General features: G+C 68.9%; 13 protein-coding genes. 5 read left to right on the plus strand and 8 right to left on the minus strand.

What is annotated here, in order from left to right; translation table 11 throughout:
- Positions 1–78 precede the first annotated feature (78 nt).
- From EDF39_RS06795 to EDF39_RS06815, 5 genes are all read right to left on the minus strand, one after another.
- Positions 79–999 carry a cation diffusion facilitator family transporter gene (locus EDF39_RS06795; RefSeq protein ID WP_123941583.1) on the minus strand — a complete coding sequence of 307 codons (921 nt, stop codon included), beginning with the start codon at positions 997–999 and terminating at the stop codon, positions 79–81.
- A complete protein-coding gene (locus tag EDF39_RS06800) occupies positions 999–1,361 on the minus strand; it encodes a metalloregulator ArsR/SmtB family transcription factor (RefSeq protein ID WP_123941585.1) in 363 nt (120 codons plus the stop codon). Before EDF39_RS06800 ends, EDF39_RS06795 begins: the two co-directional genes overlap by 1 nt.
- A gap of 190 nt (positions 1,362–1,551) precedes the next feature.
- Entirely contained in the window at positions 1,552–2,325 is a 774-nt protein-coding gene (aroD, locus tag EDF39_RS06805) for a type I 3-dehydroquinate dehydratase (protein WP_123941587.1), read from the minus strand.
- On the minus strand, positions 2,322–3,170 hold the full coding sequence (locus EDF39_RS06810; protein ID WP_123941589.1) for a shikimate dehydrogenase: 849 nt from the start codon (positions 3,168–3,170) through the stop codon (positions 2,322–2,324). The genes aroD and EDF39_RS06810 overlap by 4 nt, the downstream gene beginning before the upstream one ends.
- Positions 3,171–3,179: 9 nt before the next feature.
- On the minus strand, positions 3,180–4,064 hold the full coding sequence (locus EDF39_RS06815; RefSeq protein WP_123941591.1) for an alpha/beta hydrolase fold domain-containing protein: 885 nt from the start codon (positions 4,062–4,064) through the stop codon (positions 3,180–3,182).
- 140 nt (positions 4,065–4,204) lie between these two features.
- Between EDF39_RS06815 and EDF39_RS06820 the strand changes: the two genes are divergently transcribed.
- The 5 genes from EDF39_RS06820 to EDF39_RS06840 are packed head-to-tail and all read left to right on the plus strand — an operon-like array spanning position 4,205 to position 9,978.
- Positions 4,205–4,963: an NUDIX domain-containing protein gene (locus tag EDF39_RS06820; protein ID WP_123941593.1), complete on the plus strand. Its 759-nt coding sequence runs from the start codon at positions 4,205–4,207 to the stop codon at positions 4,961–4,963.
- Positions 4,960–6,270 carry a quinolinate synthase NadA gene (gene nadA, locus EDF39_RS06825; RefSeq protein ID WP_123941595.1) on the plus strand — a complete coding sequence of 437 codons (1,311 nt, stop codon included), beginning with the start codon at positions 4,960–4,962 and terminating at the stop codon, positions 6,268–6,270. The genes EDF39_RS06820 and nadA overlap by 4 nt, the downstream gene beginning before the upstream one ends.
- Position 6,271: 1 nt before the next feature.
- Positions 6,272–7,927 (plus strand): L-aspartate oxidase, encoded by a 1,656-nt coding sequence (gene nadB, locus EDF39_RS06830; protein ID WP_123941597.1) that lies wholly within the window; start codon positions 6,272–6,274, stop codon positions 7,925–7,927.
- Positions 7,914–8,813, plus strand: a complete 900-nt coding sequence (gene nadC, locus EDF39_RS06835; RefSeq protein WP_123941599.1) for a carboxylating nicotinate-nucleotide diphosphorylase — start codon at positions 7,914–7,916, stop codon at positions 8,811–8,813. The genes nadB and nadC overlap by 14 nt, the downstream gene beginning before the upstream one ends.
- Positions 8,814–8,826: 13 nt before the next feature.
- Complete coding sequence (locus EDF39_RS06840; RefSeq protein WP_123941601.1) at positions 8,827–9,978, plus strand: cysteine desulfurase family protein; 1,152 nt, start codon at positions 8,827–8,829, stop codon at positions 9,976–9,978.
- A gap of 477 nt (positions 9,979–10,455) precedes the next feature.
- Here EDF39_RS06840 and EDF39_RS06845 read toward each other — a convergent pair whose 3' ends face one another.
- From EDF39_RS06845 to EDF39_RS06855, 3 genes are all read right to left on the minus strand, one after another.
- Entirely contained in the window at positions 10,456–12,540 is a 2,085-nt protein-coding gene (locus EDF39_RS06845; protein ID WP_123941603.1) for a fructose-specific PTS transporter subunit EIIC, read from the minus strand.
- A 72-nt stretch (positions 12,541–12,612) separates the two neighbouring features.
- A complete protein-coding gene (locus EDF39_RS06850; RefSeq protein WP_123941605.1) occupies positions 12,613–13,581 on the minus strand; it encodes a 1-phosphofructokinase family hexose kinase in 969 nt (322 codons plus the stop codon).
- Positions 13,578–14,366, minus strand: coding sequence for a DeoR/GlpR family DNA-binding transcription regulator (locus tag EDF39_RS06855; protein ID WP_123941607.1), 789 nt, complete (start codon positions 14,364–14,366; stop codon positions 13,578–13,580). The genes EDF39_RS06850 and EDF39_RS06855 overlap by 4 nt, the downstream gene beginning before the upstream one ends.
- Positions 14,367–14,377 lie beyond the last annotated feature (11 nt).

Consider the following 14,377-nt stretch of genomic DNA (forward strand, 5'->3'; position numbering starts at 1 on the left):
CAGCCACCCGCGAGGCCAGATGCCTGAATTGCGCCCCCGAATCGGAGACGACCCCACCGCACGACCCGCGCGCGAGCCCTAGTCGTGCCCGGGGTGCTCGTGCTGCTGGTGCGTCACCGGTTCGAGCTGGAACGTAGAGTGCTCGATTGGAACGCTGAAGTGGTCGAGCACGCAGGTTTGGAGATCGTCGAGAATGCGCGGCGCATGGCCGTCTTCGAAACAGCCCTGCTCGACCACCACGTGGGCGCTCAGGACGGGTAGCCCGGTCGCGATCTGGGAGGCGTGCAGGTCATGGACGCCCTTCACGTGCGGCAGCTCGAGCATGTGAACGCGCACGGCATCGAGGTCAAGGCCCCGTGGCGTCGACTCCAAGAGAACGCTGGTGGTTTCGCGCAGCAGCGAGATGGTGCGCGGAACAATCAAGACAGCGATGAGCATGCCGGCGACGACGTCGGCTCGCGCCCAGCCGGTGAAGGTGATCACGAGCGCGGCGACGATGACCGCAACGGAACCGAGCGCATCGTTCAGGACTTCCAGGAAGGCGGCGCGGAAGTTGAGGTTGGTGCCACGCTCAGAGCTCAGGACGGCCAGCGAAACGGCGTTTCCGACGAGGCCGATGATTCCGAAGACGAGGAGCGAGGACGAGGGCACCGACGGCGGCTCGAAGAGACGCTGGACTCCCTCGACAAGCGCGTAGATACCGACCGCGAGCAACACGGCTGCCTGCCCGAGAGCGGCGAGAACCTCGGCCCGACGGTAGCCCCAGGTGAGGCTCGCGGTCGCGGGCCGTGCCATCAGCGAGGCGGCGACAAGTGCCGCGGTGAGCCCGGCGGCATCGGTCAGCATGTGGCCGGCGTCGACGAGCAACGCCAGGCTGTCGGTGACGACGGCTCCCACGACCTCGGCGACGAGAATGGTGAGCGTGATTGCCAGCGCGATCGCCAGGCGGATGCGCGACGAGGGGCCAGATCCTGAAGTGTGACCGTGGTCGTGAGCCATCAGATGCTCTCGTGGTGGTGGCGGATCGTGCCTCCGACGGAGTGCTCCGCCTGGTGGATGGCATCTTGCACGAGTTTCGAGGCGTGGTCGTTCGCGAGGCGGTAGAAGACCCTGTTGCCGTCCTGACGAGTGGACACCATGCGGGCCATCCGGAGCTTGGCGAGATGCTGCGAAACCGCGGTCGGTGATTTGGAGACGCGTTCAGCGAGGCTGTTCACCGACTGCTCGCCTCCACCCAGGGCCAGAACGAGTCGTACGCGAGTCGCGTCGGCGAGCATGGAGAAGACTTGGACGGCGAGTTCGACGTAGGGCTCATCGGTGTCGACCGGGTCGACAGGGACAACCTGCGTATCTTCGAGCATGCGTAGATAGTTGCACGCGAAGATGGCAGGCGCAAGGGAACCGGTCGCGAATCAGGAGATGAGGCGCGGCGAGCGCCAGAACACAAGGATCCGACGGGGAGACAGGCCAGATCTCCTGAACGACGCTCGCGGGTCACAAACCCAGCGACGACCAGCGTCTGCGAGCGCCCGCCAGCGCCCGCCGCGCCCACTAACCCTGAGCCGAGTGCACCGCCACGAGCGCCCGCCGCACGTCGCGCGCGGCGAGCTGCCCCGGCGCGCTCGCGGCGCTCACCGAGCCGAACGTCGCCGAGGATCCGAAGACCTCGCCGGCAAGACGGCTCACGACGCCGAGCGGCCCCATCGCCATGGTGATCGCGGGCCGGACGGCCTTCGTCGTCGCGAACTCGGTGGTCGCCTGCATCAGCGTCAGCACGTCGCTCGGCGTCTTCGGCATTACCGCGATCTTCACGACGTCGGCGCCGAGATCCTGCTGGAGTGACAGCCGGGCGAGAATTTGCTCGATCGTCGGGGTGCGCTCGAACTCGTGCGACGACATAACGACCGAGGCGCCGGCCGCGTGGGCGCCGTTCACGATGCGCTCGAGCGAGCCGAGTTCGGTGAACATCTCGACGTCCACGGCTTCCACCAGCCCGGACGCGAGAGACAGGAGGGCCTCGTACGAGCCCGCGTCGATGTCGCGGTGCCCGCCCTCCGGCTTCGAGCGAAAGGTGAAGAGTATGGGCACACCGTGCCGGAGCTCGTCGCGCACGGTCTCGATCGCTCCTTGTACTTCGTCGAGGTCGTCGACGGCGTCGAAGTGGTCGATGCGGAGTTCGACGAGATCGAGGTCGTCGTAGTCGAGTGCGGCGATCTCATCGATCAAGGCCTCGCGGGTCGAGCCGAGGAGGGGCACGATCACCGCCGGCATTCCCGGTCCGAGCACGACGGTGCCGATGTGGGCGGGGCGAATATGGTCGCTCATGCGGAGGCCTCCGCGGGGAGCCCGACAGAGACACGCATGGCCGTCCTGATGTCGTCTTCGCTCGGGAGCGGGGAGTCTTGCCGGAGCCCTGAGAAGAGGCGCACCTGGCCGATCGCCTGTTCGACGAGCATGTCGAGGCCGCTGACCGCGATCGCTCCGGCGGCCTGCCAGGAGGTGGCGGGTGGGCTCGGCCACGGGTCGTAGGCCACGTCGAGCAGAACGGATTCGGCGGAGGCCGGCGCGATCCGGGGCTTGTCGACGTCACCGGGGAGCGTGCTGATGACGAAGTCGAGGGTGCGGACGGCGTCGTCGACGGTGAGTGGCTCGACGGTCAGATCGAGGTCGAGTCTCTCGGCCAGGTCGCGCGCGTCGTCGGCCTTCGAGGTGTCGCGAAGGAGGAGGGTGATGCGACTGGCCCCGAGTTCGGCTGCGGCGGCGAGTGCCGAAAGGGCGGTTGCGCCTCCGCCGAGGATCGTGCACGATTCGTGCCGCGTCGACGTGGCTCGGCCGACAGCGCGTGTGATGCCGTCGACGTCCGTGTTGAAGCCAGCGAGAGTCGCGCGGCCCTGATCGTGTTTCAGGATGACAGTGTTCGCCACGCCAAGGGCCTGAACCAGCGGGGAAGCGTCGTCCAAAAGGGGGATCACCTCACGCTTCAGGGGCATGGTGAGGCTGAGGCCGAGCCAGCTCTCGTCGAGCCCGCCCACGAACGCCTTGAGCTCGCCCGAGGCGACCTCGGCGCGACCGTAGTCCATTTCGAGGCCGAGGCGCGCGAACGCGGTCGACTGCAGAAGGGGGGAGAGGGAATGCTCGATGGGTGACCCGAGCACGGCGAGACGGCGCATTCTGCGATCTTAACGAGGCTCGCGGAGGACCGAGGCCATCTCGTCGAGAGCCGTTCGCGCCTCAGGAACCCAGGGGGCACCCGGAAAGTCGTGGAAGCCGCCGTGGACGACGTGCAGGTCGACATGCCCACCCGCGCGAGCGATTCTCCGTGCGAGTTCCTCCGCGTCGGCGAACAGAACGTCGTGATCGCCCTGCTGAATGTGAACCGGCGGCAGCGAGGCCAGGTCGCCGAGAAGCGGACTGACGAGCGGATCGGTCGGTGCCAGCTCGCCAGCCCACATCCGGCCGGCCTCGGCAAGCCCACGCGGCGCCAGCATGTGGTCGAGGGGCGCTAGGGCATCGACTCCGGGATTCGTCATCGTGGCCTCGACCCAGGGGGAGATCAGCACGATGCTCGCGGGCTGGATGCCGCCTCGGTCTCGGTACTGCTGCGCCTGCGCCAGAGCGAGCCCGCCGCCCGCCGAATCGCCCCCGAGGTGGACGGCCGCGCCGAACTCGGTCGTCGCCTGATCGAAGACTTCCTCGAGAAACGGCAGGGCGTCCGACACGGTGTACTCAGGCGCCAGACCGTAGAGGGGAACGTCGATGCTGACGCCGCTCCGTGCGACGAGCCGCGCCAGGATTCCCCACTGGGCCGCACCGATCGGGAACACGTAGCAGCCGCCGTGCATGTAGATCAGGTGGGTGCCGCTGGGCGAGCGCCGGGGAGTCAGCCGGATGACCCGCCGCCCGGCGACAGTGCGCTGGGTGACGTGCGCCACGCGTTTCACCAGCGGTGTCGGCTCGGCAGCATCGCCGCGCGATTCGATCGCGTGGCGGAGCGTGACGGCGTCGGTCGTTGTGCGCTTTCGCAGAACGAGGAGCCTGCGGGTGGCGGTGAGCAGCGTCGACATGAGCCGAGGGTAGCGGGATGAAGAGCGAGGGGGTGCCGAGCGGCGCGGGCCGGATCCTTTGCCAGCACTAGGTCAAACTGACCTTAAGGGTTAGAGTCAACTCGACCTTAACTCTGGACACCGACCGGCGAGGCATCCTGATGAGCGAACCAGCACCGCACGACGTCGCAGTCGCGTCGCCCGCGCTCGCCGTCTCGACGGTCATCTTCTCGCTCCTGCCCTCCGAGTCGACCGGGCGCATGGCGCTGCACATTCCTCTTGTCCGCCGTATTCGTGAGCCGTACCGAGGCCTGTGGGCGCTGCCGGGAGGGCCTCTCGGTGCCGACGAAGACCTCTCCGACGCCGCCCGACGGCATCTGCTCGACACCACCGCACTCTCGCCGACCTATCTGGAGCAGCTCTACGCGTTCGGGGCACGCGGCCGTTCACTCGCCGAACGCGTCGTGTCGATCGTCTACTGGGCGCTCGTAGCCCGGCAGGCAGAAGATCAGAGCTCGGGATCCGGCACGGCCGACCCCGTGCCACTCGTCCAGGGGGACCCGAACGTCTGCTGGTTCGACGCCGACGACCTGCCGTCCCTGGCCTTCGATCACGGCACCATCGTCGACTACGCCCTCTGGCGGCTCCGCACGAAGATGGAGTACAGCCGCATTGCGGGGGCATTCATCGGCGACACGTTCACGCTCGCCCAGCTGCGCGAGGTGCACGAGGCCGTGCTCGGGCGCGAACTCGACCCCGCCAACTTCCGCCGGATGATCGAGGCGAGCGATGCGGTCGTTCCGACGGGCGAGTTCTTGACCGGCACGAAACACCGGCCTCCGCGTCTCTACCGCTACAACCACGCGTCCGCTCCGAGCGGCGACAACCCCCTGAGCACTCGAGAAAGCCGAACCGCATGACCAGCGTCGACACCACCATCCGTCGCATCACGAACGGCGAGAGCCAGGGCGAAGTGTGCGCCACCGACCTGCGCGAGGCGCCCTGGGCCTTCGACACGGGCGTGCCCTCGTACGGTCCGGGCTCGTCGATGTTCGACCCGATTCCTGCCCGGTCGCCCCTGCAGGGGGAGATCCCCGCGGAATACCGCGAGGCATCGGCTGACGAACTGCACCGTCGGATCCTTGCCGCGAAAGCGATCCTCGGCGACCGCGTCCTGATGCTCGGACACTTCTACCAGCGCGACGAAGTCGTGCAGTACGCCGACTACGTGGGCGACTCGTTCCAGCTCGCGGTCAAGGCGAAGGCGTCGCCCGAGGCCGAGGCGATCGTGTTCTGCGGGGTGCACTTCATGGCCGAGACGGCCGACCTCCTGTCGACGCCGTCGCAGGCCGTGATCCTGCCCAACCTCGCGGCCGGCTGTTCGATGGCCGACATGGCCGACATCGACAGCGTCGAGGCGGCGTGGGAGCAGCTCGAAGGCGTCTACGGCGACCTCACCGCACTCGACGACGAGGGCAAGGTGCCGGTGATCCCCGTCACCTACATGAACTCCGCCGCCGATCTCAAGGGGTTCTGCGGTCGCCACGGCGGCATCGTCTGCACCTCGTCAAATGCCGAGACAGTGCTCGAATGGGCCTTCGCGCGAGGTCAGCGCGTGCTCTTCTTCCCCGACCAGCACCTCGGGCGCAACACCGCGAAGGCGATGGGCGTACCGCTCGAGGCGATGCCGATGTGGAACCCGCGTCGCCCCCTCGGCGGATCGACGCCCGAGCAGCTCGACGACGCCAAGGTGATTCTCTGGAACGGCTTCTGCTCGGTGCACAAGCGCTTTACCGTTGCGCAGATCGATGCGGCACGCGCGGAGCACCCCGGTGTTCAGGTGATCGTCCACCCCGAATGCCCCATGCCAGTCGTCGACGCGGCTGACTCCTACGGTTCGACCGACTTCATCGTCAAGGCGATCGCTGCGGCTCCCGCCGGATCGACGTTTGCCATCGGCACCGAGATCAACCTCGTCCAGAGACTCGCGCAGGAGTATCCGCAGCACACGATCTTCTGCCTCGACTCGGTCGTCTGCCCGTGCTCGACGATGTACCGCATCCACCCCGGCTATATGGCGTGGGCTCTCGAGGCGCTCATCGGCACGGCCGACCGCCCCGCCGAGGTGCTGAACCGCATCACGGTGCCGGCCGGCGTCGCCGAACCGGCCCGGGTCGCTCTCGAGCGGATGCTCCAGGCCAAGCCGAACCACACGGTCTCGGTCTGACATGACGCTCACGAATCAGGAACAACGCGAGGTCGTGGTCGTCGGATCCGGTCTCGCCGGTCTCACCGCGGCCCTCCGCGCCGAGTCGCTCGGGCACAGCGTCACGCTCGTCACAAAGGGGGCTCTCGACGAGAGCAACTCGCGCTGGGCGCAGGGGGGCATAGCCGCCGCTGTCTTCGACGACGACTCGGTCGCCCTGCACGTGACCGACACCCTCGCAGCGGGCGCGGGGCTCTCGATTCGCCGGGCGGTCGAAGTGCTCTGCGCCGACGGGGCGGTTCGCATCGACGACCTCGTCCGCTGGGGAGTCGACTTCGATCGAGACGGGGCGGACTGGTCTCGCGGGCTCGAAGCAGCCCACAGTCGGCCGCGGGTGCTGCACGCCGACGGGGACGCGACCGGTAAGGCCATCGTCCTCGCCCTCATCGAGCGCCTCGGCCACACCACCGTCCGCGTCATCGAGAATGCGTTCGTTCTCGACCTGGTGGTTGCGCGGGTGCAGCCGGCCGGAGCGCGCAGTGCCGCTGGCACGCGCGTCGTCGGCGTCGACCTGCTGGTCGCCGGTTCAGAGCTCAGGATCCGAGGCGACGCCGTGGTGCTCGCGACCGGAGGTGCCGGGCAGCTCTACGAATTCACTACCAATCCGGCCGGAGCCACCGGAGACGGCCTCGCAGCGGCCTGGCGCGCCGGTGCCCGGGTCGACGACCTCGAGTTCTACCAGTTCCACCCCACGGCACTGGCGGTACCCGGAAGCTTCCTGATTTCTGAAGCGGTCCGCGGTGAGGGGGCCGTTTTGCTGGACGCAGGCGGACGCCGATTCATGGCCGGGGTCGACCCCCGCGCCGAACTCGCACCACGCGACATCGTCGCGCGCGGGATAGCCGCACAGATGGCGGCGCAGGCGGGGCTGCCCGTGCATCTCGACGCCACCGCCCTCGGCCGAGCCACCCTGGAGCGCCGGTTCCCGACGATCACCGCCGCCACGCGCGCGGCCGGGCTCGACTGGTCCGTCGACCCGATCCCGGTCACACCTGCAGCTCACTACTTCATGGGCGGAGTGACGACTGACATCGACGGCCGTACGTCCATTCCAGGTCTCTATGCGGTCGGCGAAGTCGCGTCGACCGGCGTCCACGGCGCGAACCGTCTGGCCTCGAACTCACTGCTCGAAGCCGCCGTATTCGGGTGGCGGGCGATCGAGGCGATCGGTGGCGACGATCTCGGCGACGCGAGCACTCTCGAAGGCGCTCGCCCCGAGCCCGTCGCGCGAGACGGGGCGACCGGGGCGAGCCGTGGGATCCTGCGTTCTGATCTGCAGCGGGTGATGTGGGAGCACGTCGGAGTGACCCGGTCGGAGCAGGGGCTGCGTAAGGCCGAGAAGTGGCTGGCGGAGGCGACCGTCGAGGTGCCACAGGACCGCCTCGGCGGCGGAGACAGCGTCGATCGCACGGACCGCACCGACCGCACGGACCGCACCGACCGCTTCGACCTCGTGACTGCCAACCTGCTCGATGTCGCTCGTCTGGTCGTCGCCGGGGCGCTTGCTCGCGAGGAGTCGCGCGGGGCACATTTCAGGATCGACTTTCCGTATCCATCCACCGAGTTCGCCCACCCGCTGTCGTGGGCACGAGAGGTACCGCAGCATGCTCACCGATGACGCGATCGAGCAGGTCGTCCGACTGGCCCTTCGGGAGGACGCCCCCTGGGGCGACGTGACGAGCGAGGCGCTCATCCCCGTCGACGCCACCGCGTCCGCCTCCGTCGTGGCCCGCGAGGCCGGGGTGCTGAGCGGGGTCCGAGTGCTGAGAGAGACCGCGCGGCAGGTCGATCCGTTGATCGAGGTCGAGACCCGTGCTGCCGACGGCGATCGGTTCGAGGCCGGAGACACGGTGGCTGTCGTGCGTGGATCGGCACGATCCATCCTGAGAGCCGAACGCGTCGCGCTCAACCTGCTGCAGCGGCTGTCGGGCATCGCGACTCTGACCTCCGAGTACGTGGCTCTGACCGCGGGCACGTCAGCCCAGATCGTCGACACGCGCAAGACGACTCCGGGGCTCCGCGCGCTCGAACGCGACGCGGTCGTGGCCGGTGGCGGACTAAACCACCGCTTCTCTCTCTCGGACGCGGTGCTCGTGAAAGACAATCACCTGGCCGTGCTCCTGGCCTCCGGATTGACGGTGACCGAGGCTCTTCTGACCATGAAGGCGAAGCTGTCGCATACGACTCACGTGGAGGTCGAGGTCGATCGCCTCGACCAGATCGAAGAGGTCCTTGCCGCCGGAGTGGACACGATCATGCTCGACAACTTCTCGCCCGCCGACCTCGTCGCCGGGGTCGCCGCCGTCGCCGGACGAGCTCTCGTGGAGGCGAGCGGAGGCGTCAATCTCGAGACGGTCGCCGCCATCGCCCGATCCGGGGTCGATCTCATCTCGGTGGGCGCTCTCACGCACAGCGTGCGGGCGCTCGACCTCGGTCTCGACATCTCGATCGACTCCCGCGCGGGTTCGTCGGGCCGAGCACCCGCCGGATTCGCCGCCCTGTGATGGGTCGCTGACCGTGCTCTATCTCGACGCCGCAGCCACGTCGCCTGTTCGTCGCGAGGCGCTGGAGGCGATGTGGCCGTATCTCACGGGTGATTTCGGCAACCCGTCTAGTAGGCACACCGTCGGTGAGTCGGCCGCGCGTGCACTTGAGGGTGCGCGCTCCGCCGTCGCATCCTGGCTCGGATGCCGCCCGGGCGAGGTCGTCTTCACGGCGGGGGGAACAGAGGCCGACAACCTGGCCATCAAGGGCATAGCCCTCGGCAACCCGCGCGGCCGCCACCTGGTGACCACTGAGATCGAGCACGAAGGGGTGCTCGAGTCGGTGTCGTTTCTCGCCCGATTCCTCGATTTCGAGGTCTCGTTCGTGCCGCTAACTCCGACCGGAATTGTCACGCCCGACGCCCTCAGGTCCGTCCTGAGAACTGACACGACGCTCGTCTCGATCGCCCACGCCAACAACGAGATCGGCACCGTCCAAGACATCCCGGCGCTGAGTGCCATCACCAGGGCTGCGGGCATTCCGTTCCACACCGATGCCGTTCAGTCCGCAGGATGGCTCGACACGCGAGTCGACCACCTCGGTGTTCAGGCTCTGACGATCTCGGGCCACAAACTCGGCGCGCCCAAGGGGGGCGGCGCCCTCTTCGTGGCCGGCCGTCTACCGATCGAACCGGTTCTGCACGGCGGTGGACAGGAGCGAGGTCGCCGTTCAGGAACAGAGAATGTCGCAGGATCCGTGGCGCTGGCCGTGGCCGCTCAGCTTGCCGAATCCGAGCGTCTCGCGCGAGAGGACTCGGCGCGCACTGCCCGCGACGCCTTCATCACCGACGTCCTGGCGCGCGTTCCCGATGCTCGGCTCACCGGCCCGGCAGGTGCTTCGCGCCTGCCGGCGAACGCCTCGTTCGTGTTCCCGGGCACGAGTGGCGAATCGGTGCTGCTCGAACTGGAGCGCCGAGGCGTCGTGTCGTCGAGCGGCTCCGCGTGCGCGGCTGGAAGCGACGAGCCGTCACACGTGCTGACGGCGCTGGGCGTGCCGGCGGACGTGGCGCAGACGTCGGTGCGATTCACGTGGGGCGGCGAGGTGACGGCCGCGGCGCTGACCGAGGTGGCCGCGGCGGTCGAGGCGGCGGTGGGTGTGGTGAGCGGGTTGGGCGCGCGGCGCTGAGGGCGCGCGTTTCAGGAGTGTGAGCGCGGGTGGGCCGCGCGTGCGGGGCTGAAGCGCCGCGTCGCGCCTGGTGGCCTGAGTTGGGCTCGTGGGAGGGCCGTGCGAAGCGCTCGCTTGCGAGGCGCGGGTGCGTGTGAGGGTGGTGGCTTGCGCGGGTGCGTGTTTCAGGAGTGTGAGCGCGGGCGGGCCGCGCGTGCGGGGCTGGAGCGCCGCGTCGCGCCTGGTTGCCTGTGTTGCGCGCGTGGGAGGGCCGCGCGGAGCGCTCGCTTGCGAGGCAGGTGCGTGTGAGGGTGGTGGCTTGCGCGGGTGCGCGTTTCAGGAGTGTGAGCGCGGGTGGGTCGCGCGTGCGGGGCTGGAGCGCCGCGTCGCGCTCAGATGCCTGAGTTGCGCGCGCGAGATACCCCGCCGCACGCACAAGGGCGCCACCCCGCACGAAGCAGGATGGCGCCCAGGAGCAGCAAGCAGCAAGCAGCCCAGCTACACAGCCACGGGTTCGCGCTGGTCCACGACCGCAGCGGCGGAGGCAGCCTCTTTCTCGTCCGCACCCACGGGGCGGCGGCGCACGAAGCGCTTGAGCGCGACGAGCACGACCGCGGTCACGACGGTGCCGGAGAGGATCGCGACGGTCCACATGAGCAGGTTGCCGATCGCGAAGAACACGAAGAAGCCACCGTGCGGTGCCTGAGAAGTGACCCCGGCCGCCATCGAGATGGCACCGGTCACGGCACCACCGACCATGCTGGCGGGGATGACGCGCAGCGGGTCGGCCGCAGCGAACGGGATTGCACCCTCCGAGATGAAGGAGGCGCCGAGCAGCCATGCCGCGCCGCCGTTGGTGCGCTCGACCTGCGAGAAGCCCTTGCGGTAGAGCACGGTCGAGGCGAGCGCCATCGCGAGCGGGGGCACCATTCCGGCACCCATCACGGCGGCCATGATCATCCACGGGGCGGGGTTGTCGACCGAGCCGGCCGAGAGACCGGCGACCGCGAACGCGTAGGCCACCTTGTTGACGGGGCCACCGAGGTCGAAGCACATCATGAGGCCGAGGATCACGCCGAGCAGGATCGCGCCGGAGCCGGAGAGGCCGTTGAGGAAGTCGGTCAGAGCCTTCATCAGGGAGGCGATCGGGCCGCCCAAGAACAGAAGCATCAGGCCGGAGGCGAAGATGGACGCGAAGAGCGGGATGATCACGACGGGCATCAGGCCGCGGACGAAGCGGGGCACGTCGAGCTTGCCGATGTAGTAAGCGGCAGCACCGGCGAGCAGACCTCCGACGAGCCCACCGAGGAATCCGGCATTCATGAACACGGCGATCGCACCGGCGACGAAACCGGGTGCGATACCCGGGCGGTCGGCGATCGCGTAGGCGATGTACCCGGCGAGAGCTGCGACCAGGAAGCCCATCGAGGCGCCGCCGATCTGGAATGCGGCGGCACCGAGGTAGTACCACAGACCCTCGGGGGGCAGGTTCGCGAGCGAGTAGTTCTGCAGGGCGTAGACCGCGTTGTTGACGGTGTGGCCGTCGGCGGTGAGCGCGATGCCGAAGCCCGAGAGCAAGAAGCCGAGGGCGATTAGTAGACCTCCGCCGGCGACGAACGGGATCATGTACGAGACGCCGGTGAGCAGCCAAGTCTTGAGCGACGAGCCGAAGCCGCGACGGCCCTGCGCCATGGCGGGACCCGAGGCGACGCTTCCTGTCACACGAGCGGCACGCGGGTCGGTCGAGGCCGCGATGGCCTCCTCGACCATGGCGGTCGGCTCGTCGACTCCGCGCTTGACGGGGCCCTGCACGAGCGGCTTGCCGGCGAAGCGGCCGCGGTCGCGGACGTCCACGTCGACGGCGAAGATGACGGCGTCAGCGGCCTCGATGACCGCAGGATCCAACGGGGTCACCCGTCCGGAACCCTGCGTCTCGATCTGGAGGTCGGCGCCGAGTCGCTTTGCTGCCGCGACGAGTGCGTCGGCGGCCATGTACGTGTGGGCGATTCCGGTGGGGCAGGCGGTGACGCCGACCAATTTCACGCGGTGACCCGAGTCGGATCCTGAATTCTGACCGGCGGAGCCGGCGGCGGGAGCGGTAGTGCCGGTGACTCCGCGAGCGGCGTCAACCTCGCCACCGACCTCGGCATCGACGAGGGCGACCACGTCGGCGGGCGTGGCCGCAGCGCGCAGGGCAGCCGTGAAGTCGTCGCGGATAAGCGCTCGGGCGAGCGTCGAGAGCACGGTCATGTGGTCGGCGTCGGCGCCTTCGGGCACCGCGATCATGAAGACGATGTCGGCGTCGCCGTCCGGAGCGCCGAACGGCACCTTGCGAGCCAGGCGCGACATCGCGAGTGTCGGCTCAGAGACCGACGACGAGCGGGCATGCGGAATGGCGATACCGCCGGGCACTCCGGTGCCGACCGAGGCCTCGCGCTTGATGGCGTCGTCGGCGAGTGACTCGGCCGATCCGGCGCGACCGTCGGCGGCGACACGCGCCGCGAGGGCGCGGATCACGTCGGACGAGGTCTCGCCGAGATTCTCGTCGAGACCGACGAGCTTCGTGTTGATGAGGGTGGACATGGGCTGGAGCTCCTTTGCTGCGGCTGCTGCTGTGGTGCGCTGAGGTGAGATGAAACGGCTAGGGGAGGAGGATCAGGCGCGAGTTGCGGACGCCTGCGAGAGAGACACGACGTCGATCACGTCGGGGAAGGTCTGCGCGAGAGTCGGCACGAGGCTTCCCGGCAGGGAGGCCGCGGCGGCGCCTGAGGCGACGGCCTGGGCGAGCCGGCCCGCGGGGGAGGCCCCCGCCGTCTCGGCGAGCAGGTAGCCCGCGAGAGACGAGTCGCCTGCTCCGACGGTTGACAGAGCCACGATGGTCGGGGCTGCGGCAAACCAGGCGCCGGTGCCGTCGACGAGCACGGCGCCCGCGCTTCCGAGAGTGAGCAGAACAGCGCCGACTCCGCGGGAGAGAAGGATCCGGGCACCCGCGACGGCCGCATCGCGGTCGGTCTCGTAGACGGCCGGGTCGCCTCCGACGATCTCGGCGAGCTCTTCGGCGTTTGGTTTGACGAGGTCGACCCCGACGCCGGACTCGATGAGGGCCCGAAACGGGGTTCCTGAGGAGTCGACGGCGATGCGAGGTGCGTCGGCGCCGAACGCGAGTCGCACCGAATGGACGACCCCCGCGAGGAAGTCGTCGGGCAATCCGGGAGGGAGCGAACCGGCGATAACCAACCATTCGGTGGATGCGGCGTGCTCGACGACCAGGTCGACGAGGGCGACGGCCTGGGTCGAGAGGTCGGGGCCGGGCTCGTTGATCTTGGTGGTCGTGCCATCGGGGTCGGTGATCGTGATGTTCTGGCGAACGTGGCCGTCGATCGGCAGGTTCACCGTTGGAACGCCACGGGCTCGGAGCGCGACCAGCATGGGGTCGTCGAGGGCTCCGGGCAGGATCGCGACGGTGTCGGCGCCCGAAGCAGCCAGGCCGCGCGAGACGTTAACCCCCTTGCCTCCGGGCTCGTCGGTGGTGCGGATCGACCGCTGCACCGCACCGTGTGCGAGAGGCGCAGACAGCTCGATCGTGCGGTCGAGCGAGGGATTGGGTGTGAGCGTGAGGATCATGCGACGAGCACCTCCACGTCGGCGTCGCGAAGGGCTCCGGCCAGGTCGGCCGCGGGCTCCAGGTCGGTGATGACGGTGTCGAGCTCATCGAGCCGGGCGAAGCGGCTGAGTGCCTCGACGCCGTGCTTGGTCGAGTCGACGACGGCGACGGCGCGGCGCGCGGCCCGGATGTACGCCGTCTTGACCGCCCCCTCCAACTCGTCGGGGGTGGAGAGGCCGAATCCGGCGCTGATGCCGTTGGCGCCGACGAACGCGATGTCGGGTCGGAGGGCGGTCAGCTGTTCGACCGTGGCGCTGCCGACGGCGGCGCTCGTCAGGCCGCGGACGCGACCACCGAGCAGACGAAGATCGATGTGCTCGCTGTGCTGGAGCAGTGCGGCGATCGGCACGGCGTTCGTGATGACGGTGAGGAGAACGCCCGGGGTAGCGGGTGTCCAGCCGGTGAGCTCGGCGGCGACGGCAGCGGTGGTCGTGCCAGCGTCGAGGGCGATGGAACCAACGAAGGTCGGGGGCACGAGGTGTGCGGCGAGACGCGCGATCGTCGATTTGGCGGGCGTCTGCTGGTCTTCACGCTCGGCCAGGCTCAGCTCGGTGACGCTGGTGTGACCCGCGGCGACGGCTCCGCCGTGCACCCGCTGGAGTGCTCCGGCCTGCTCGAGGCTGTCGAGATCGCGGCGGATCGTCTCGGTCGTGACGGCGAAGCGCTCGGCCAGATCAGAGGCGACGACGCGGCCCTCGACGCGGAGGAGCTCGGCGATCGAGTCGTGGCGTTCGATTGCATACATGGGGTGACCTC

The organism is Frondihabitans sp. PhB161 (assembly GCF_003814635.1).
In the GTDB taxonomy this organism is placed as follows: domain Bacteria; phylum Actinomycetota; class Actinomycetes; order Actinomycetales; family Microbacteriaceae; genus Frondihabitans.